General features: G+C 42.2%; 17 protein-coding genes. 5 read left to right on the forward strand and 12 right to left on the reverse strand.

The features are described from left to right. From ACXAFK_RS02135 to ACXAFK_RS02145, 3 genes are read left to right on the forward strand one after another with little or no spacing between them, the layout of a single operon-like run. Positions 1–2,451, forward strand: coding sequence for an ABC transporter permease (locus ACXAFK_RS02135; protein WP_474956646.1), 2,451 nt, complete (start codon positions 1–3; stop codon positions 2,449–2,451). Positions 2,452–2,460: 9 nt separating this feature from the next. Continuing rightward, entirely contained in the window at positions 2,461–3,957 is a 1,497-nt protein-coding gene (locus ACXAFK_RS02140) for a serine hydrolase domain-containing protein (RefSeq protein ID WP_474956647.1), read from the forward strand. A 1-nt stretch (position 3,958) separates the two neighbouring features. Beyond that, entirely contained in the window at positions 3,959–4,621 is a 663-nt protein-coding gene (locus tag ACXAFK_RS02145) for an ABC transporter ATP-binding protein (protein WP_224836031.1), read from the forward strand. Here ACXAFK_RS02145 and ACXAFK_RS02150 read toward each other — a convergent pair. From ACXAFK_RS02150 to pdxA, 7 genes are all read right to left on the reverse strand, one after another. Beyond that, a complete protein-coding gene (locus tag ACXAFK_RS02150; protein ID WP_474956648.1) occupies positions 4,618–5,736 on the reverse strand; it encodes an NAD(P)/FAD-dependent oxidoreductase in 1,119 nt (372 codons plus the stop codon). The genes ACXAFK_RS02145 and ACXAFK_RS02150 overlap by 4 nt on opposite strands. Positions 5,737–5,769: 33 nt before the next feature. Next, positions 5,770–7,128 carry an acetyl-CoA carboxylase biotin carboxylase subunit gene (gene accC / locus ACXAFK_RS02155; RefSeq protein WP_474956649.1) on the reverse strand — a complete coding sequence of 453 codons (1,359 nt, stop codon included), beginning with the start codon at positions 7,126–7,128 and terminating at the stop codon, positions 5,770–5,772. A gap of 87 nt (positions 7,129–7,215) precedes the next feature. Then, on the reverse strand, positions 7,216–7,716 hold the full coding sequence (gene accB, locus ACXAFK_RS02160; protein WP_474956650.1) for an acetyl-CoA carboxylase biotin carboxyl carrier protein: 501 nt from the start codon (positions 7,714–7,716) through the stop codon (positions 7,216–7,218). 26 nt (positions 7,717–7,742) lie between these two features. After that, the gene (locus ACXAFK_RS02165) at positions 7,743–8,738 is read right to left on the reverse strand and encodes a beta-ketoacyl-ACP synthase III (protein WP_474956651.1); all 996 of its coding nucleotides are present in this window, start codon (positions 8,736–8,738) and stop codon (positions 7,743–7,745) included. A 176-nt stretch (positions 8,739–8,914) separates the two neighbouring features. Continuing rightward, entirely contained in the window at positions 8,915–9,115 is a 201-nt protein-coding gene (rpmF, locus tag ACXAFK_RS02170; protein WP_100816683.1) for a 50S ribosomal protein L32, read from the reverse strand. A gap of 7 nt (positions 9,116–9,122) precedes the next feature. Next, positions 9,123–9,656 (reverse strand): YceD family protein, encoded by a 534-nt coding sequence (locus ACXAFK_RS02175; protein WP_252080952.1) that lies wholly within the window; start codon positions 9,654–9,656, stop codon positions 9,123–9,125. A gap of 110 nt (positions 9,657–9,766) precedes the next feature. Next, a complete protein-coding gene (gene pdxA / locus ACXAFK_RS02180; RefSeq protein ID WP_474956652.1) occupies positions 9,767–10,819 on the reverse strand; it encodes a 4-hydroxythreonine-4-phosphate dehydrogenase PdxA in 1,053 nt (350 codons plus the stop codon). A gap of 58 nt (positions 10,820–10,877) precedes the next feature. Between pdxA and ACXAFK_RS02185 the strand changes: the two genes are divergently transcribed. Further along, positions 10,878–11,468, forward strand: a complete 591-nt coding sequence (locus ACXAFK_RS02185; RefSeq protein ID WP_474956653.1) for a riboflavin synthase — start codon at positions 10,878–10,880, stop codon at positions 11,466–11,468. Between the two features lie 5 nt (positions 11,469–11,473). Here the strand turns inward: ACXAFK_RS02185 and ACXAFK_RS02190 are convergent, their stop codons facing one another. Continuing rightward, positions 11,474–13,276, reverse strand: coding sequence for a sodium:solute symporter family protein (locus tag ACXAFK_RS02190; RefSeq protein WP_474956654.1), 1,803 nt, complete (start codon positions 13,274–13,276; stop codon positions 11,474–11,476). Positions 13,277–13,344: 68 nt separating this feature from the next. Between ACXAFK_RS02190 and ACXAFK_RS02195 the strand changes: the two genes are divergently transcribed. After that, positions 13,345–14,100 (forward strand): sulfite exporter TauE/SafE family protein, encoded by a 756-nt coding sequence (locus ACXAFK_RS02195; RefSeq protein WP_474956655.1) that lies wholly within the window; start codon positions 13,345–13,347, stop codon positions 14,098–14,100. A gap of 169 nt (positions 14,101–14,269) precedes the next feature. Here ACXAFK_RS02195 and ACXAFK_RS02200 read toward each other — a convergent pair whose 3' ends face one another. The 4 genes from ACXAFK_RS02200 to ACXAFK_RS02215 all read right to left on the reverse strand — a co-directional run bounded on the left by ACXAFK_RS02200 (position 14,270) and on the right by ACXAFK_RS02215 (position 20,700). Then, positions 14,270–16,885, reverse strand: coding sequence for a M14 family metallopeptidase (locus tag ACXAFK_RS02200; RefSeq protein ID WP_474956656.1), 2,616 nt, complete (start codon positions 16,883–16,885; stop codon positions 14,270–14,272). A gap of 133 nt (positions 16,886–17,018) precedes the next feature. Then, on the reverse strand, positions 17,019–17,426 hold the full coding sequence (gene arfB / locus ACXAFK_RS02205) for an alternative ribosome rescue aminoacyl-tRNA hydrolase ArfB (RefSeq protein ID WP_293298237.1): 408 nt from the start codon (positions 17,424–17,426) through the stop codon (positions 17,019–17,021). Further along, on the reverse strand, positions 17,404–18,399 hold the full coding sequence (locus ACXAFK_RS02210; protein WP_474956657.1) for a sulfate/molybdate ABC transporter ATP-binding protein: 996 nt from the start codon (positions 18,397–18,399) through the stop codon (positions 17,404–17,406). Before ACXAFK_RS02210 ends, arfB begins: the two co-directional genes overlap by 23 nt. Positions 18,400–18,543: 144 nt before the next feature. After that, the gene (locus tag ACXAFK_RS02215; protein WP_474956658.1) at positions 18,544–20,700 is read right to left on the reverse strand and encodes a prolyl oligopeptidase family serine peptidase; all 2,157 of its coding nucleotides are present in this window, start codon (positions 20,698–20,700) and stop codon (positions 18,544–18,546) included. Positions 20,701–20,703: the final 3 nt, after the last annotated feature.

Raw genomic sequence — 20,703 nt, forward strand, 5'->3', positions numbered from 1 at the left:
ATGATTAAAAAATATCTGATAACAACAATTAGACATTTGCAGCGCAAAAGACTGTTCACCGTATTGAACATTTTTGGCCTGGCTGTTGGAATCAGTGCCTGTTGGGTAATTTATCGCATTGTTGCGTATGAGTACAGTTATGATAGTAACCTTGCAAATAAGGAAAACATCTTCCGAGTTGTCTCAGGTTTTGTGTTCAACGAAAAGGAAGATTATAATGGGGGTGCTTCTAAGCCACTTTATCAAGCTGTCCGAGAGCAAATAGATGGGTTAAAATATGTTGCGCCAGTATTTGAGACATCTTTTGCCAGTGTTGAGGTAAGAAATTTATCAGGAAACACGATCAATTTTGAAGAGCAACAAGGGGTAGCTGAGGTTGATTCCATATACTTTCGAATGTTACCCTATAAATGGTTGGCAGGGACCGAATCCTCCTTTTTTGACAACCCCAATAGTGTGGTTTTAACAAAGAAGAGGGCAGAACAGTATTTCCCAGATAGTAGCCCGAATGAAATCTTGGACAGATCGATAACATATTATGGTTATCGGGACACTACCATTAGAACAGTTGCTGGTGTTGTGGCCGACATGCAAGACCCGACTGAATTTACCATGCAAGAATTCTTTCCTTTACCGAACAGATCTTATGACCTTAATGTTTGGACCAATACAAATGGTTCGGACAAACTATATCTACAACTTGACGAGACCTCCAATCCAGTTGTTGTCGCTAAACAAATTGATGATATAATCCAGCAAAAAACCAAAGAATGGAGAAACCAATCGGAAAACACTTTTGAGTTTAAGCGTTGGATGGAACTCTTGCCATTGACCGAATCCCATTTTTCCACACATATTGGAGAAGGCAGTGTGAGAAAAGCCAGCAAACCCGTACTCTACGGATTAATGGGCATTGCTCTTTTTCTTCTACTATTGGCATGTATCAACTACATAAATATGAGCATTGCGGGCATACCACAACGCACAAAGGAAATAGGTGTTAGAAAGGTCTTAGGCAGCAGTAGAGCACATTTAATAAGTCAATTTTTGATAGAAACCATGGCAACGACAATATTAGCGGGCTTTTTGTCCATTGTTTTTGTCAAACTGGGGTTTTGGTTTCTAAAAGATATAATCCCCGAAGGGGTAACATCATTTACATTAATGTTAGAATACATTGTATTTATCATTTTATTGAGCATTATAATTACTGCTTTGGCCGGTTTATATCCAGGCTGGTTGATAACAAGGGTAAATGCAGTAAATATTTTTCAGAGTACTTCTTCGCGAATAAAACGAAGCAAAGGGTTTAATCTGCAAAAAACACTCATTGTCTTCCAGTTTGTGATTGCGATGGTTTTCATTTTGTCCGCTTTAATTATAGGGAGACAATTACATTACTCCATCACCACGGATATGGGTTTTGATAAAGACGCAGTAGTCTTGGTACAGGTTCCCTATAAATATGTGTGGGACAAAAAATATGAGGGCAAACAGTTTCCTTTGCTTGACGAGCTAAAAACAATTTCGGGCATCCAAAATATTTCTTTAGGGACAGAGCCAATGGCAAGTAATTATTCTTCAAGCCAATATGAATACGGAGAAGAGGGAAGCCCCAGTATTAAAAGACAAGTATTCAAAAAATGGGTGGATACCTCATACATCGACCTATATGATCTAAAACTGTTGGCCGGAAGAAATCTCCATGAATCCGATATGCCAAAAGAATATGTTATCAATGAAACGGCCGTAAAGGCTTTTGGCTTTGAATCTCCCCAGAAAGCCTTGGGCAAACGTATTGGGCAAAAAGGGGAAAAATTGCCCATAGTTGGAGTAGTAAAGGACTTCCACATGAAAGATTTCTACGCAACTATAGACCCTATGGCCTTTCAAATGGAAAAGAGTAATTTCTCTAACTTCAACATTAAATTGAGTGCTAATACAAATCAATGGGATAATACTCTAAAAGAGATTCAACAGAAATGGAGCAAGTTTTATCCTCAAGAGAGTTTTTCCTATACTTTTTATGATGAATCAATTGAGCAGATGTATTTAGAAGAGAAGAACCTGACCACGTTGGTTACGTTGGCAACCATTATCTCCATATTCGTAAGTTGTCTTGGACTGTTTGGTCTTGTGGCGCTAACGGCTTTTCAGCGCACAAAGGAGATCGGTATTCGAAAAGTATTAGGGGCATCTGTAGAGGGTATCGTCCATTTACTTTCCAAAGAATATATTTTCTTGGTTGTCCTTGCTCTGGTCATAGCATCTCCCATTGCTTGTATTCTAATGAATGAGTGGTTGCAGAAATTTGCTTACCGAATAGAAATAGAATGGTGGATGTTTATAGCGGCAGGAACTGTCGCTATGGTAGTTGCTTTTCTTACGGTAAGTGGTCAAGCCATAAAATCCGCTCTTACCAATCCCGTAAAAAGTTTACGGACAGAATAATTATACAACATGAAACACTCTGTATTGCAAGCCATAGGTCTGATATTACTGTTTGTAGTGGCTACTTTTGGCCAAACTCCAGCTACCAAAAACAAACTTGAACTTAAAATTGATAACTATTTGATCCAAAGTGAAAACAATGGATATTCGGGAAGTGTGCTTGTGGCCAAAAAAGGAAAGGTTATTTTTTCAAAAGGGTATGGTTGGGCCGACAAAAAATTGAAAATTAAGAACACCCCATCTACAGTATTCAATATTGGTTCTGTGACCAAGCAATTTACCGCAGCGGCAATATTAAAGCTAATGGAAGATGGCAAGTTGGATGTTTCGGATAAAATTGAAAAGTTCTTCCCTCAATCACCCATCGATAAGAAGAATATTACCGTTCATCAATTACTTGTGCAGACATCTGGTATATCACCAAGTACAGGAGGTTTTAGATACGACCCAGCTAAAAAAGAAGCCTTTTTAAAGGAGTTTTTTACATCCGAGCTAATGTATGCCCCCGGAACCAAGCACACCTATGCCAATGCCAATTACATAATGTTGGCCGCTATTATTGAGAAAGTCTCCCAAATGGATTATGAATCGTTTTTAAGAATCAACTTTTGGAAACCTTTACAAATGAACCATACCGGGTACAAAGGAATTGGGTTTAATAGCGAGCGAATTGCTCACGGGTATTATTACCATTACACCACAGGGCAATGGAAAGATTGGGGGATAACACAACAGTATTTGCCCGCGAACAATAATCATTGGTACAGTATCGGGAAAGGCGATATATACTCTACGGTAGAAGATTTATATACTTGGCACCTGGCATTGGAAAAAAACACAGTACTTTCTGCCCAATCCAAAAAAATGATGGAGTACCCATATGTGTCCGAGAATGAATCAAACAGTTCCTTTTATGGGTATGGTTGGGCGATATTCAATTCACAGAATAACTCAAAAATTGTTGCACACAACGGCAGCAATGGCATTTACTTTGCGGACTTCCTCAGATTTGTTGAGGACGATATGGTAATTATTGCATTGTCGAGCAGTATTTTAAATCCACAATCGGAGAATGTTGCGTGGGAAATTGCATTAATGGCGGCGGATAAAGATTATGATCCCGATCCTATACCAAAAAACTCATATGAATTGGTTTTTGATTTTATAAGGACAAATGCACCTAATAAATTGAGCGAATTGCCAGGGTTTATAGAAAAGCGAACAGGAGCGCCAATAAAGGAAAAGGCATTGTTAAACCGTATTGGGTTTAAGCAGGTTTCGGAAGATTTGGACATAAATTGGGGGATAGCACTTTTAAAATTGAATACCGAGCTTTTCCCCGAAGACGGAAACCTATGGGATACCTTGGGAGAAGGTTATTTTTTGATAAACGACACGGTTAACTCATTAAAAAGCTATAAAAAAGCCTTGGAACTTAAGCCCGAATCTAATTGCTACTGGTGCGATAATGCAACTAAAAGGATAGAACAACTAAATAAGAAATAACATGCTACTACAACTTAACAACATATTTAAATGGGTCCATTCAGGGGGTCAACGCTTTTTTTTGCTCAAGGACATAAACCTCGAAGTACAGGAAGGAGAGTTTATTTCGGTAATGGGACCATCGGGCTCCGGTAAATCCACATTGCTAAACGTTATCGGGATGCTCGATACCTTTGACGAGGGCGAGTATAATTTTATGGACGAATCCGTACACTCATTAAAAGAAAAACACAGATCAAACCTGTACAAACAATATATCGGTTTTGTGTTCCAGTCCTATCATTTACTGGATGACCTCACCGTAAAGGAAAACCTGGAAATGCCGCTTATCTATAAAAAGATAAAAGGCTCCGAACGCAAGGCAATGGTTGCCGATATGTTGGACCGTTTTAATATTGTTGGAAAAAAAGATCTTTTTCCCGCACAATTGAGCGGAGGACAACAACAGCTGGTCGGAGTGGCCAGAGCGCTTATATCCAACCCTAAATTGATCTTGGCAGATGAGCCTACGGGCAACCTAAACTCAACCCAAGGAGAAGAAATCATGGAGCTTTTTAAACAATTGAATGATGACGGGGTAACCATAATTCAAGTGACGCACTCTGAGAAAAATGCGGAATACGGCTCTAGAATCATTAATTTGTTGGATGGAAGAATGGTTTAATCGGCCAGATCGGCCAATTCTTCCCCTACTAGACTCCCTAGGGCAACGCCCATTCCACCCAAACGTACACCGCAGTAAACGGAATTGGAAACGGGCTTGATAATAGGTGTTTTTTGTTTACCCACCCCCATTATTCCGCTCCACCTACGGTCAATTTTTACGGGTTGATTGGGCAAAATCATGGTTTTAAGTAAAACTTCCAATTGATTTTGGATAAGGTCCGTTTGTCCAAATTCAACGGTCTCTTCCGCATCAAAATCAAGATTTCTTCCGCCCCCGAACAAGATCCTATTCTCTATGTTCCTGAAATAATAGTAACCTTCATCAAAATGAAAGGTACCTTTTATAGGTAGGTCTTTAATAGGCTCTGTGACCAACACCTGTGCCCTGGCAGGCAGAACGGTATCGGATTTGAGCAATTTGGAAGCAAATCCATTGGTAGCAACAAATACTTTCTTGGTTGTAAATTCGAAACCGGGCGTTTTTATGATAGCTCTGTTTTGCAAATCGACCACCTCTTCAACCAAAACCCCATTTATGATCGGTATTTCCATGGACAAGCATTTTTGGATCAAGGAGCGCATCATTTTTCCGGTATCCAATTGTCCTTCCTCTGTATGGGTGATGTATTTATTCTGGATTTTCCCAAAATTGAAGCTATTGTCGTTGGTCACAAACGGACCTTTCCCAAATATGGGTTCCATGAGACCGTTGAGGTATGGGATGGACTCCAAACATTTATCGAACAACTGCGTTTTTCCTAAAGGAAAAAGCTCGTGACTGCCGTGCAATTGAAAATCTATGGCCGTATCTCCAAGTAGTTTACGTAGTCTTTGAATTCCTTTGTTTCGCTTTTGGACCAATTCCACTACTTCTTGCTCCGTATGATGCTCCAGGTCCGATAATATTTCTGAAGCACTCCCGAAGCAGGCAAACCCCGCATTTTTAGTGCTGGCACCCTGTGGAAGACTTCCTTTTTCTAAAATCAAGATAGAGCTTTTGGGATATTTTTCCTTTAAACGGACAGCGCAATTAATTCCAACGATCCCACTGCCAACTACAGTAAAATCAACGTTGGAAAACCAGCTTTTATATTCCCAATAACTTAAATCCATAACTAAAAAACCCCGAATTGATCGGGGCTTAGCTTAATGTTCTTGTTTATATTTTGGATCCATTTTAAAATCTTCCATAAACTTGGTGGTATAATTACCGGCCAAATAATCTGGATGGTCCATCAACTGACGATGGAAAGGAATCGTAGTTTTTATCCCTTCGATTACAAACTCGTCCAAGGCCCTTCTCATTTTGTTGATGGCCTCCTCTCGAGTTTGGGCAGTGGTAATCAACTTGGCGATCATGGAATCATAATTCGGAGGAATCATATAACCACTGTACACGTGGGTGTCCAGACGAACTCCGTGACCACCTGGCGTGTGCAGGGTAGTGATTTTTCCCGGAGATGGCCTAAAGTCGTTATAAGGATCTTCCGCATTTATTCGACACTCTATGGAGTGTAACTTGGGATAGTAGTTTTTGCCCGAGATAGGTACACCGCCAGCGACCAATATTTGCTCGCGGATCAAATCGTAGTCCACGACTTGTTCGGTTATAGGATGTTCCACCTGGATACGGGTGTTCATTTCCATAAAGTAGAAGTTTCGGTGCTTGTCCACTAAAAACTCTATGGTGCCCGCTCCTTCGTATTTAATAAACTCCGCGGCCTTTACAGCGGCCTTTCCCATATCTTCGCGCAGCTTGTCCGTCATAAACGGAGAAGGGGTCTCTTCGGTAAGTTTTTGATGCCTACGTTGTACGGAACAGTCCCTTTCCGATAAATGGCAGGCCTTTCCATACTGATCTCCCACTACTTGAATTTCGATATGGCGGGGTTCTTCTATCAACTTTTCCATATACATGCCACCGTTGCCAAAGGCAGCAGTTGCTTCTGTAACGGCGCTGTTAAAGTTTTTCTCCATCTCGTCTTCGGACCAAATGGCGCGCATACCTTTACCACCACCACCGGCTGTAGCTTTGATCATTACCGGATACCCCATTTTCTTGGCCTCCTTTTTGGCATGGTCTACATCTTTGAGCAAGCCTTCGGAACCTGGCACTGTGGGAACACCAGCTTTTTTCATGGTTTCTTTAGCGGTCGCCTTATCTCCCATTTTGTCTATTTGGTCGCCAGAGGCACCGATAAATTTAATATCGTGCTCTGCACAGATCTTGGAGAATTTAGAGTTTTCGGATAGAAAACCGTATCCTGGGTGTATAGCGTCGGCGTTGGTTATTTCCGCGGCCGCTATAATATTTGGAATCTTGAGGTAAGATTCGCTACTGGGTGCTGGGCCAATACAAACGGCTTCGTCTGCAAAGCGTACATGAAGACTCTCTTCATCGGCCTTGGAGTAAACGGCAACTGTTTTAATACCCATTTCCTTGCAGGTTCTAATGATCCTCAAGGCAATTTCACCCCTATTCGCAATCAATACTTTTTTAAACATAGAGCACAATCTTAAATTTTGAATGATAAAATTTTAAATGGTCCCGAGCAACATTGGCGTTGCTCAAGCTATATCATCTAAAACTTACTACGATGGGTCTACCAAGAACAATGGTTGGTCAAACTCAACAGGAGAGGAATCGTCAACCAATATCTTAACTATCTTACCGGAAACTTCTGATTCGATATCGTTAAAAAGTTTCATCGCCTCTATCACACAAAGAACATCGCCTTGGTTTATAGTGCTGCCAACTTCAACGAACGGTGGTTTGTCCGGAGATGGCTTCCTGTAGAATGTTCCTATGATGGGGGATTTAATGGTAATGTATTTTGAGTCATCATCGGCTTTACCTGGAGCTGATGGTGATGGTTCCGCTGCTTCCTGCGGTGCGGCCTGTGTTGCGACTGGCGCGGCTGCTGTAGGCGCTTGGGCTACGGGAATCTGTTGTACGATTGTGGTTTCTGGTGTACTGGAGTCGTTGCTTCCTGTTCGAATGGTGATCTTAATGTCCTCCATTTCCAACTTTACCTCGCTGGCACCCGATTTGGCCACAAACTTGATCAAACTTTGAATTTCCTTAATGTCCATGGATTATAATTTAGTTAGTTGTGTGATTAAGAGTTATAGGCCCATTTAAGATAAATGGAACCCCATGTAAAACCTCCACCAAAAGCGGCGAAAATAATATTGTCTCCCTTTTTTAATTGCTTTTCGAAATCGTAAAGCAACAAAGGTAATGTAGCGGATGTTGTATTTCCGTAACGTTCTATGTTCATGAGAACCTTTTCAGGCTCCAGACCCATTCTGTTGGCCGTGGCGTCAATAATCCGTTTATTGGCCTGGTGAGGTGCCAACCATTGCACATCATCCTTGCTCAGGTTGTTACGCTCCATGATCAATGCGGAAACATCGGCCATATTGGAAACGGCAAACTTAAAAACGGATTTACCATCCTGAAAAACGTAATGTTGTTTGTTTTTAACGGTTTCTTCCGAAGCGGGCATAATGGAACCTCCTGCATCTATCTTTAAAAACTGACGCCCTATGCCATCGGATCGCAAATATTCGTCCTGTAGTCCCAATCCTTCATTGTTCGGTTCAAAGAGAACCGCTCCGGCACCATCACCAAAAATTATACAGGTGGTTCTATCGGTATAGTCTATTATGGACGACATTTTATCGGCCCCGATCAGTAATACTTTTTTATACCTGCCAGACTCTATATAACTGGCCGCGGTGGACATGCCATATAAAAAACTGGAACAGGCAGCTTGCAGATCATAAGCGAATGCGTTTGTCGCACCGATTTCCGAAGCTACAAAAGCGGCAGTAGCTGCTACTGGCATATCCGGAGTTGCTGTGGCAACCAGGACCATATCTATTTCGGAAGCATCGACACCTCGTTTTTTAAGCAAATCTTCTGCGGCCTTTATAGCCATAAAAGATGTGCCCGCGTTCTCTTCTTTTAGGATTCGTCTTTCCTTTATTCCCGTTCTGGTGGTGATCCACTCGTCGTTGGTATCCACCATGGTTTCCAATACTTTATTGGAAAGAACAAAATCAGGAAGGTATCCTCCTACAGCTGTTATCGCTGCCGTTGTTTTCTTCATTTTAGCCTCTCTTTATTGTCAAAAACATTGAAATTTGACCCAAAAGCGGTGAAAATTAGTCATTTTATATGACTTTACGGGTAAAATCAACCGATTTTGGGGGTGTTAATATGGGCGCATAAAAAAACTCCCGTTAATTATTCAACGGGAGTTGCTTTATTTTAAGGGAGTTGCGGTTAAGCCGCAGTTTCCTCTTCAGTTTTGTCTATTAACACTTGGCCTCGGTAGTACAATTTACCTTCGTGCCAGTGAGCTCTGTGGAACAAGTGCATTTCACCTGTTGTTGAGTCTTTGGCAATTGTTGGCGCAACTGCTTTGTAGTGGGTTCTTCTTTTATCCCTTCTGGTTTTCGATATTTTTCTCTTAGGATGTGCCATTATTAACCTATTTATCCGTTAGTAACTTTTTTAAATCGTCCCATCTGGGATCTGTTTTTTCTGATGATGTTGTTTTCTCTTTTGGCTGAAGCTCTTCCAGCTTGTCCAAGATATCTGATTGGAGCGAACCGTCTTCCACACCGGGATGAACCCTTTTTTGTGGGACGGCCAGTACCAGCATCTCATAAATATACTGTGCAATGTTGAACTGGTGTTCGCCATGGGGAATGATCAAGATTTCATCATCTTCATCGTTGTACTCTTCGCCAAATTTGACGACGAGCTTTAAATCGGAGTCGATAGGCTGGTCGAAAGGTTCGCCAGTTAGATCGCAATCCACATTTACAGTTCCCTTGGCTTTTATCCGTAGTTCCATCATGGTGCTCATTTTTTCCAAAATGGCATCTACATGAACGGAAGCTCCGTTAAATTCTTGGTAGTCAAAAGATTCAAAGAACGCATCATCGATTTCGTACACAAATTTATGTTCTCCCAGCTTCAGACCTGAAAAAGGGATCATATACTCTTTCAGCTTCATCATTTCTACACTTAAGGTTTGTGTACCAGCCTTTAAAGGCGGGTGCAAAGATACTACTAATTTACAAAACTGCAATTCTTACAACAACAAATATCCAAATTGCTTCTAACTTTTTAATCGCCACGCTTCATTTTTTGTTTTTGCAACGGGTTTTTGTGCAAGTCCAAGTATTCGGTTCTGTTTTTAAACACTTGGATCCCAGTAAATACCGCCTCTTTAAAAGAGCTTTCGTCGGCCTTTCCTTTTCCTGCTATTTCATAGGCAGTTCCATGGTCGGGAGAAGTCCTTACCTTATCCAATCCGGCCGTGTAATTTACTCCCTTTCCAAAGGAAAGCGTCTTAAAAGGGATCAAACCTTGGTCGTGATAGGCTGCCAAAACGGCATCAAACCCCTTATGGTTATCGGAGCCAAAAAAACTATCTGCGGAATAAGGGCCATAAACCAAAGTACCTTTGTTAAAAAGTTCTTGTATTGTGGGCTTAAGTATTTTATCATCTTCTTCACCTATGGTCCCGTTGTCTCCGGAATGCGGATTGATTCCCAACATTGCAATCTTGGGCCGTCGAATCCCAAAATCCATTTTTAAGGATTTCTCCATAATGGCAATTTTGTTACGGATTAATTTAGGCGTAATGGTTTTAGCCACATCTTTAACGGCGATGTGGTCGGTTAACAAACCAACACGCAACTCGTTGGTTACCATAAACATTAAGCTTTCACCTTTAAGTTCTTGGGCAAGGAAGTCCGTATGGCCGGGGAAATTAAAGTCCTCCGATTGTATGTTGTTTTTGTTGATGGGCGCCGTTACCAATACATCAATTTTATCCTCTTTCAAAGCAGCAACGGCCGCTCGTAGGGAGCGTATGGCATAATCGCCTCCTTGCTTTGTGGCCTCCCCATAGGCAATGTTAGGCATCTCTTTCCAAACATTTACTATATTTATTTTGCCTTCCAGTGCTTGATCGGCATCCCTAACACCATTGAATTTTATGTTAAGGCCCAAATCTTTGATCTGTTGTGAAATGGTTTTATTGGACGCAAAGAATACCGGCGTGCAAAAGTCCAACATACGAGGGTCTTCAAACGTTTTTAGTGCCACTTCGCACCCAATTCCATTAATGTCCCCAATAGAGATCCCTAACTTTATTTTTTGATTTTCCTTCATAAAATGAACGCTGTTATGGCTACTTTTGCATTACAAAACTAGTCAATTAATAATACACATGTTCACAGGGATCATTGAGACTTTGGGTAAGGTTGAAAAGATAGAAAAAGATGGGGGGAATCTCCATATTACCGTTGGGGCCGAGATTACCTCGGAGTTGAAGATAGACCAAAGCGTTTCGCACAATGGGGTCTGCCTCACCGTAGTGTCCTTGGACGGGGATAATTATACCGTAACGGCAATCGAGGAAACCTTGAGCAAAACCAATTTGGGCGAGTTAAAAGTTGGCGATGAGGTAAATTTAGAGCGAGCTATGGTGTTGGGCGCCCGATTGGACGGTCATATTGTGCAGGGCCACGTAGATCAAACGGCCGTTTGCCAATCCATTGATCAAAAAGACGGAAGCTGGATCTACACTTTTGAGTACAATCCCCATGTAAACAATGTGACCATAGAAAAAGGATCCATTACCGTGGACGGTGTAAGTTTAACAGTGGTAAACTCACAGAAGAACAGCTTTAGTGTCGCAATTATTCCCTACACCCACGAACACACCCGATTTCATGCCTACAAAGTAGGTTCTATCGTAAACTTGGAGTTTGATGTGGTCGGAAAGTATGTATCGAGGTTATTGGAATTGCGAGACTAAGTCGATTAGAATACATTTTTCATTCCCCGCCAAATTCTCAAAAGTATGAATGTGGCTACCAATACCAAGATACTGAGCCCCATGGCCAAAGGATAATTGCCGTAGATCCAATTTCCGGTAGCAAAAAGACAACCATAAACCAAAATACAACCAACGATCATGGCCAAAACACCGGATGGGACGCTCCATTTCACATTTTCATCATTCAAAGAAATGCCTTCGGCCCTAGCTTCTTCATGAAGCTTTTTCCATCCTGGGCCACCAGGTTTTGTGGTTTTGTAGAAACGGTAGAGCACTTTGTTTTCTTCTGGTTTGGTCAAAAATGTAGTGGCTAACCATAAAATAGTGGTAATAAGAACAACCAATGGAAATTTGCTCCATGTAGGGAAAGGAGCCCCGTCTGATAAAAAGAGGACATCTTCATATTGCCAGAATACTATTGAAATAATTCCGGATGAGAACATTGCCACTATTTCGCTCCATGCATTTATGCGCCACCAGAACCATCTCAATAAAAAGATAAGTCCAGTACCTGCCCCGAACATAATGATTATATCGAATAGCTGGGTCGCATTGCTAAGTTCCAAAGCGAATAGACTGCTCAGGACCATCAGGACGACCGTGGAAATCCGTCCCACATTAACCAACTCTTTTTCGGAAGCTTTTTTGTTGACCTGCTGTTTGTAAAAATCATTCACAATATAAGAGGATCCCCAATTAAGGTGGGTGGAGATGGTTGACATATATGCCGCTCCCAACGATGCCAATACCAGTCCCAATAGTCCTGTGGGCAGCATGGTAAGCATGGCAGAGTAGGCCAGATCATTTTTGAGGATGTTTTCCGGCACATCGGGAAAGGCTTGCCGGATACTTTCCAAATCCGGAAATACAACAATAGACGCCAATGCTACCAATATCCATGGCCAGGGTCTAAGGGCATAATGTAGAATATTAAAAAAGAACGTAGCGCCAATGGCATGGTTTTCATTTTTTGCGGCCAGCATACGTTGTGCAATATAACCGCCGCCGCCTGGTTCACCACCGGGGTACCAAGCACTCCACCATTGGACCGCTAGGGGTATGATCAATAAACTTATCAAAGCATCGGTATCCGAAAAATCGGGTAGAATGGACATTTTCTCCTGAACTTGTGTATTGGCCAAAATATTGTCCAGCCCACCAACTTCTGGCATATTCACCAAATATACCGCGGCTCCAATGGCACCGCCCATAGCAACAAAAAACAGAATGAAATCTGTGTAGACCACGCCTCTAAACCCTCCAATGGCACTAAAGATCACAGTTACGGTCCCACCGATAAGAACGGTTTCAACAGGTTCCAGACCGAGCATTACCTGCCCAATTTTGATAGCGGCCAAGGTTACGGCTGACATGGCCATTACATTAAAGACTACACCAAGATATAAAGACCGGAAACCTCTTAAGAAATGAGCAGGTTTTCCTCCATATCTAAGGTCATAAAACTCCATATCGGTAGCGACATTGGATTTTCTCCATAGTTTGGCATATACAAAAACCGTGAGCAGGCCGGTAAGTAAAAAGGCCCACCAGCCCCAGTTTCCGGATACACCGTCCGTACGTACAAAATCCGTTACCAGGTTGGGGGTGTCGGTAGAGAAAGTGGTAGCCACCATCGAGAACCCTAAAAGCCACCAAGGCATGCTGCGCCCCGATAAAAAGTACTCAGCCGTGTTTTTGCCAGATTTTTTGGATACGTATATTCCAATAAAGAGAACAAGGGCAAAAAACCCAAAAATGATGATGTAATCTAAAAGTTCTAGTTTCATTTGCTTGGTTTGGCTGGAGTTAAAGATAGCTTTTTTGGGTTACTTTTGTGTACCTCTAAAAATGCCACATGCTTCTCTCTGCTTTTTCCGATATATCTGTTACTGCTTGGACCATGGCTGCTACAGCAGCTTTTTTAATGGGTGTTTCCAAGGCCGGACTTAAAGGGATGTCCATTTTTAATGTAACCCTTATGGCATTGGCTTTCGGTTCGCGGGCATCTACGGGGCTCTTTATTCCCTTGTTGATCGTGGGCGATGTTTTTGCCGTGGTCTATTACAACCGGCATACCCAATGGAAATACATTATAAAATTTATTCCATGGATGATCTTGGGGATCTTGGTCGGGGTATTTATTGGAAAAGATCTGCCGGAGCGCGAATTTAAATGGGGCATGGTGGTAGTGATATTTATTAGTTTGGGGATGCTGATCTGGTGGGATCGCAGGAAGTCCAAAAAGGTCCCTACCCATTGGTTGTTTTCCGGCTCGATGGGCGTTTTGGCCGGGATTTGCACCATGATTGGGAATTTGGCGGGAGCATTTACCAATATTTTCTTTTTGGCCATGCGATTGCCAAAAAATGAATTTGTGGGCACGGCGGCATGGCTGTTTTTTATTACCAACCTGTTTAAACTGCCTTTTCATGTTTTTGTTTGGAAAACCATCTCGGCAGATAGCCTATTGATTAATTTGAGATTATTGCCAGCAATTGGAGCCGGTTTGATCTTAGGTGTTTTTTTGGTGAAGAAGATCAACGAAAAAAATTACAAACGCTTTATTTTGATCGTAACCGCGATTGGTGCCGTGGCGATTTTGTTTAGATGAGATAGTAAATCGATTTTTGTCAACCTAAACTTGTTTCAGGTTCTCATGTCTATTTGTTTTATGAATGCAGTGAGATTCTGAAATGAATTCAGAATGACGCGGTTATAGCGGTGAAAAAAAAAACCGCATCAAATTGATGCGGTTTTCCTTTATACATTAAGATGCTCTTCTACTCTGAAGCACCTTCATAAATCGCATTAAAAATCAATTTGTAAGTGCCGCGTGGCTGTGCCCTAAATTGCGGACGGAAGGCAAACAAGATGGCCGCACCTTTTCCGTACTTGGCTTTTACCATGGCAGGCTTTTTTGCTATATAGCGATCTTCGCCCATGGCCCAGCCGCTCATCAACAGATCTTTTGCAGCATAGTTAACAATAACTTCGACTTCGGGGGCAGGGGCATCTTTAATGTCCTCTTTTCCGCCTTCGCCCGTTTTTCTCTGTTTGTTTATGGTAAAGGCCCTGCTCCTGTTAAAGGAAACGGCAACGGTGTCCTTCATACCGAAGGCCAACGGATGAGAAGTATCCACTCCGGCCTTGATCAAGGAGCCGGGAATAAAGAAATCGTTGTTGTCGGCGCCTTTTACGGCATCGCGCAATGGCAAACCAAATTGTTCTATCACAAAATCACTGGCGGCATCAAAAGCAATCAAGGTTCCGCCTTCCTCCACATAGTTGCTCAACGCCAATGTTCCTTTAAGCCCAATTCCCCCGGTAAATTTTTCTGGCATGCTCATTTTATCGTGACCGTGCAAAATGGAGCTTGCTCTTTGTGATGGGATAATAATGGCATCATACTGCGATAAATCCTTGGTTTTTATGTCTGAATCGTGCAGGGTATCCATATCAAACTCATATTCGTCCATGATAAAGCGTGTCCAACCTTCATCCATATTGGCCACCCAAGACTTGTACAAACCTACTTTGGGCAAATGGATTTTTTTGAGTTGTACTTCTGGTTTTGCGGACAGTCCAGTGAATTCCAATCCGAATTCATCTGCTAGTGATTCCATCAATTCCTTATCTCCAGAAACAATGTAGGATCCTGCCGGAAAGGTTTTCTTGCCCGCTTTAAACTCGGTCATGCTCTTGTGTGCCGTACCTCCTGCCTTTAGTATTTTGTTTGTTGCGATTACGGAGGCATTGGTGTTTACGTTAAGTGCATATCCGAAGGAACCATTTCGGTTTAAGGTGCCTTCGTAATAGTTAACCAAGCCCGATACTTTTTCGGTAGGTGCTTTAAAAGGCTTTTCTATTTTAGCGACCTCAATTCCCATTTGCATGGGCAATGTCCATCCTGCTAAATCATAAGGGGTGTCCGGAGGACCGCCCGGATATTGAAAGCGGGTGGGGTAGTTTTGCTTTTCCATGAGGTCTAGCAAGTACGGTCTAAACGCCTGTGCGGTATAGATTACGTAAGAACCTTTTTCGTATGCAACGCCGTTCACCGTAAAATCCTTGGTGGCTCTTTGGACTTCGATTCCGCCTCTGAGCAAAACATTTACCAAATTTACGGCCTCAAAGGAATCCCATTGTTCTTTACCGATAATGTAAGCATACAGACCTTCTGTTTTGCCTTTATCCACAGAAGATTTACCCATTTTGTAGATGTTGTACAGGTAGTTGCTCTTACGGTCGGCAGCAAGGTCCAGAGTGGCCCATGTTGCGGTCAACATATAATCAACAGCATCCCTAAAATGAGACTCTCCACCTTTCCATGGGTCTGGGTACATAATGTCGGTGCCATCGGTAGGTGTTCCTCCGGCTACGGTCTTGGGCAATTTCTCAGGGTCGTAATATCGTGGTGTGGGGGAGGCATGCCCTGTTTCGGTCAAAATCCCTATCATATTATGGTAATAGGGCACGGTACGTCCACCTCCGTTCCAGAACATGGTGTAAAAATTGTCCGCAATGGCGCCGGGCATGTTTTCCAGCGAAAAGCGTTTGGTCATTGCTGAGCCAATTTCGCTAACCCCAGCGGTAATTGCCGGATGTATTCTTGGATTTACCGGATCGGCATATGGTGGCAATGAGATCTTGGTCCAGGATGGTGAAGTCTGATGGTGATTATAAACAATCTGCGGATACCATTCGTTGTACAGTATTTTGGTAACATTGTAGGTTTCGGGCATATTGTTCATGAACCAATCACGATTATTGTCGTGCCCCATATAGTAATGGTAAAGAATCGGGGGGCGAGATGTTTCGTAAGGTGTTCCTAAATTTTTGCGGTACCAGTCCACAACAATGTCCAGGCCATCAGGATTCATTACGGGCATAATAAGAGTAATTACATTTTCCCGTATTTTCCGAATTTCAGCAGATTCAGAAGTTGCCAAGGTGTATGCCAATTCGGAAGTCATTTGTCCGTGAGCTAGCTCAGTGGAGTGCATTCCGCCATCCACCCAAACAATGGCTTTTCCTTCTTCAGATAGTTTTACGGCTTCTTGTTCGCCCACTTGCACACGCGCCAATTTGGTGCTGATATCCTTCCATTTATCCAACTGTGCCAAGTTTTCTTCAGTGGAAACAAATAATAGGTACATTTTGCGACCTAAAACAGTTTCGCCAATCTCAATTTTTTTTACCCGGTTGGATGCATCATCCAATTTGGATAGGTAATCTTCAATCTGTGAATAATCAGCTAGCTTGTAGTCAGCACCTACTTTAAATCCAAATACATCTTCTGGTTTGGGAACATTCTGGGCTATGGAAAATGCAGCACAGAACAAAAACAAAACGGTGGTGTACAGCAGTGTTTTTAACTTTTTAGTTTTAGAAATCATTTTAGTGAATTAGTTTAATATGCTTGAAATTTAAGCATTTGTATTGAGGAAATTAAATGGATATGATATCAATTTATTACGGATGTTTTTTTTGAAGGGTTGGTAATTCTGTGAGTTAATAACTGAAAAATTATCAGTTTCCCAAATCGGGACGCTTACGGGATATCTTTTTCTCTGCGGTTTTCTTTTTGGACTTTAACCGTTTTTCTTTAGAAGTTTTGGTGGGTTTGGTCGCTTTTCGCTTTTTAGGGATTATCAATGCATTTTTTAGCATGTCGAAAAAACGTTTGACTACAAGGTCTTTGTTGCGGTGTTGACTGCGAGCTTCGTCGCATTGCAAAATTAAAGCGCTATCTTGGGTAAGTCGGGATTGTAGTTTAAGAAGTATCCGTTGTTTTTCCCTATCGGATAGTCCTTGCGAAGTAGAAATATTAAAAGTGAGTTCCACTTTCGAAGAAACTTTGTTTACGTGTTGCCCACCGGCACCACTGCTTCGCATGGCCTTGAACTGAAGTTCCCTATGAATTTGTTTTTTGTCCAACCTGAAGCCTTTTGTTAATGGTCTTCAAAGATACATTAAGAAAAATGGTTGTTCCTTCCTCCTGTTTTTTCTCGGAGTTGAAGAAAATGATGGTTCCGTCAATAGCTGTACCTTCATTCAGGTAATGGCCGCCACTAAAAAAACTTTGTCTTACCTCCACTTGTAGACCCGAAGAATCGGAAAACTTAAATTCGTGTGGATAGACCAACACCGATTTATCAATTTCGGAATAGGATTTCAATAACTTCATGGGCACTTGGTTCACTTGTCCGAACAAAGAGGCCGTGTAATAATTGGGTGGATTGTTGTACAGGTCTTTGGTGATTTCATTGGCGATTATTGTACCGTTTTCCAAGATAAGGGTGCGCTCAGCGAAGGGAAGTACATCACTGGGGTCGTGGCTTGCCGTAAGTACGGTAATGCCTTGTTTTTTTAGGTATAAAAAAAGATTTCTCCTAAGGGAACTGCGTTTAAAGTTATCGATATGGCCAAAAGGTTCGTCCAAAAGCAAGATTTCTGGTTCTTGCGCCAATACCCGGGCCAGTGCCACGCGCTGCTGTTGGCCTCCACTGAGAAATTTTACTTTGGTCTTGGCATAAGGCTTCATTTCGATAAGCTCCAACAATTCGTTGATTCTTTCCTCGTGTGTTTCCCGCTCAAAAACAGAAAGGAACTGACCTATATTTTCTTCTACGGAGATGAATGGCATCAAATCAAAATCCTGGGCCAAATATTTCATGTATGGCTCTCCGGGAACCAGATTAAAATTGGGTCCAAGAGCTTCTTTTTCGCCCCAAAAAACAGAGCCTTCTTCTACATGGAGCAATCCGTAGATGATTTTCAGCAAGGTGCTTTTTCCAGAGCCGCTCTCGCCCATTAAGGCCACATGCTCCCCTGGAGCAACGTCAAAAGCAATATGCTTTAAAATGGCCCGGTTTTTATAACTGAAAGAATTTATTTGAACTTTTAGCATAAACGTGTAAAAAGCTGTTCAGAAGCTATGTTTGTCAACCTGAACTTGTTTCAGGTTCTCACATTATGTTGTTTTTAATGTATAAGATTCTGAAATAAATTCAGAATGACGTTTTAAGTTACTTTCTGAACAGCCTATAATATGTCAATCTTTAAACTCTTTGAGCACCGCTTGGTTGGGCAATTCATCAAATCCCATATTGAACAGCGTAAACCCGAAGATGTCGGCATACTGTTCAATGGTCTTGCTTACCGGGGTGCCCGCTCCATGTCCTGCATTGGTCTCGATTCGGATCAAAGTAGGTTGGTCTCCGGCTTGTTTTTCCTGTAATTCGGCAGCAAATTTAAAACTGTGCGCTGGAACCACGCGATCATCGTGATCTCCTGTAGTGACCAAAGTAGCTGGGTAGGCAGTGCCTTCTTTTACGTTGTGCACGGGAGAATATCCTTTAATGTAGTTGAACATTTCTTCGTTATCCTCGGAAGTTCCATAATCGTAGGCCCATCCTGCACCAGCAGTAAACGTGTGATAGCGTAACATGTCCATTACACCTACGGCAGGCAAAGCCACTTGCATTAGGTCGGGGCGCTGGGTCATGGTTGCACCCACCAAAAGACCACCATTAGATCCTCCACGGATGGCCAAATATTCTTTTGAGGTGTACTTGTTTTCGATCAAATATTCGGCAGCGGCGATGAAGTCGTCGAACACATTCTGTTTTTGAAGCTTGGTGCCCGCATCGTGCCATTTTTTGCCGTACTCCCCACCACCTCTTAGGTTGGGAACGGCATACACGCCGCCTTGCTCCATCCAAACAGCATTTACTATGCTGAAAGAGGGTGTAAGGCTCACATTAAAACCGCCATAGCCGTATAGGATGGTCGGGTTTTTTCCGTTAAGTTCCGTTCCTTTTTTATAGGTAATGATCATAGGCACTTTAGTGCCGTCCTTGGAGTTGTAGAAAACTTGTTTTGATTCGTAGTTGTCCGGATCAAAATCAATCTGAGGCTTCCAATATTGCTCGTACTCCCCAGTTTCCACATTGTATTTGTAAGTGGATCCAGGTGTATTGTAATTGGTAAAGGAGAAATAGAATTCCTTGTCTTCCTTTTTGCCGCCAAACCCACCTGCGCTTCCTACGCCGGGAAGTTCGACTTCTCGGATTAATTTTCCATCATAATCGTATTGGAGTACTTTGGAAATGGCGTCTACCATGTATTCGGTAAAGAAATATCCTCCTCCGGTTCCTGCGGTCAAAACATTTTCGGTTTCTGGGATAAGGTCTTTCCAATTATCGGGAGTAGGGTTGGATGCATCTACAACGACCACCTTTTTGTTGGGAGCCTCACGGTTGGTTACCAAATAGAGTTTTGACCCTTCGTTTTCGATTACGTAGGTATCGGATTCAGTGTCGTCCAAAATAGTCACTAGTTCAGGATTATCTTGGGAGAGGTCCATCAGAAACAATTTATTGCCCGATGTTGATACCGAAGCGGAAATGAACAAATACTTCTGATCTTCCGAAACATAACCGCCTACGTAACGGTGTTTTTCCTCATCAGTTCCACCAAATATGATCTTATCTTCAGACTGTGGTGTTCCCAATTTGTGGTAATACAATTTGTGTTGGTCCGTTTTTGCCGAAAGCTCGCTTCCTTCGGGCTTGTCGTAGCTGGAGTAAAAGAAACCATCGTTTCCTTTCCACGAAATTCCACTGAACTTGATATCCACCAAGGTATCCTCAACTATTTCCATGGATTCGGCATTGATCACAATGCCCTTGCGCCAATCGCTCCCTCCTTCGGAAATAAGGTAGGCGGCTTTGGAACCGTCTTTGGTAAAACTTAGGCCCATTAAAGATGTAGTACCATCCTCGGAAAAAGTGTTAGGGTCCAAAAAGACCTCTTCTTTACCATCGTCTTTTTTACGGTAAACCACATATTGGTTCTGTAGACCGTTGTTTTTGTAGTAATAGGTATAATCTCCTTCTTTGAAAGGGGAGCCTACTTTTTCGTAGTTCCAAAGTTTTTCCAGTCGGTTTTTAAGATCCTTGCGGAATGGAATTTTATCCAAATAACCAAAAGTCGTGGCATTTTGCTGTTTTACCCATGCTTCGGTTTCTTCGCTGCGATCATCCTCCAACCAACGATATGGGTCGGGAACTTCTGTACCGAAGTAATTATCTACGGTATCAACTTTTTTGGTAGTGGGGTAGGTCACGGTAATAGGTTCTCTTTGTTTTGTAGTTTCTTGGCAGGCTGCAAACAAAACCAAAGCAGCCAACAGACTAATGTTTTTCATGTT

This window comes from Flagellimonas sp. ABD4_174, from assembly GCF_056160185.1.

Bases quoted from the DNA above. Each gene is read 5' to 3' on its own strand.
- ACXAFK_RS02135 (WP_474956646.1), top strand. From the start codon at position 1: ATGATTAAAAAATATCTGATAACAACAATTAGACATTTGCAGCGCAAA.
- ACXAFK_RS02140 (WP_474956647.1), top strand. From the start codon at position 2,461: ATGAAACACTCTGTATTGCAAGCCATAGGTCTGATATTACTGTTTGTA.
- ACXAFK_RS02145 (WP_224836031.1), top strand. From the start codon at position 3,959: ATGCTACTACAACTTAACAACATATTTAAATGGGTCCATTCAGGGGGT.
- ACXAFK_RS02150 (WP_474956648.1), bottom strand. From the start codon at position 5,736: ATGGATTTAAGTTATTGGGAATATAAAAGCTGGTTTTCCAACGTTGAT.
- accC (WP_474956649.1), bottom strand. From the start codon at position 7,128: ATGTTTAAAAAAGTATTGATTGCGAATAGGGGTGAAATTGCCTTGAGG.
- accB (WP_474956650.1), bottom strand. From the start codon at position 7,716: ATGGACATTAAGGAAATTCAAAGTTTGATCAAGTTTGTGGCCAAATCG.
- ACXAFK_RS02165 (WP_474956651.1), bottom strand. From the start codon at position 8,738: ATGAAGAAAACAACGGCAGCGATAACAGCTGTAGGAGGATACCTTCCT.
- rpmF (WP_100816683.1), bottom strand. From the start codon at position 9,115: ATGGCACATCCTAAGAGAAAAATATCGAAAACCAGAAGGGATAAAAGA.
- ACXAFK_RS02175 (WP_252080952.1), bottom strand. From the start codon at position 9,656: ATGATGAAGCTGAAAGAGTATATGATCCCTTTTTCAGGTCTGAAGCTG.
- pdxA (WP_474956652.1), bottom strand. From the start codon at position 10,819: ATGAAGGAAAATCAAAAAATAAAGTTAGGGATCTCTATTGGGGACATT.
- ACXAFK_RS02185 (WP_474956653.1), top strand. From the start codon at position 10,878: ATGTTCACAGGGATCATTGAGACTTTGGGTAAGGTTGAAAAGATAGAA.
- ACXAFK_RS02190 (WP_474956654.1), bottom strand. From the start codon at position 13,276: ATGAAACTAGAACTTTTAGATTACATCATCATTTTTGGGTTTTTTGCC.
- ACXAFK_RS02195 (WP_474956655.1), top strand. From the start codon at position 13,345: ATGCTTCTCTCTGCTTTTTCCGATATATCTGTTACTGCTTGGACCATG.
- ACXAFK_RS02200 (WP_474956656.1), bottom strand. From the start codon at position 16,885: ATGATTTCTAAAACTAAAAAGTTAAAAACACTGCTGTACACCACCGTT.
- ACXAFK_RS02210 (WP_474956657.1), bottom strand. From the start codon at position 18,399: ATGCTAAAAGTTCAAATAAATTCTTTCAGTTATAAAAACCGGGCCATT.
- ACXAFK_RS02215 (WP_474956658.1), bottom strand. From the start codon at position 20,700: ATGAAAAACATTAGTCTGTTGGCTGCTTTGGTTTTGTTTGCAGCCTGC.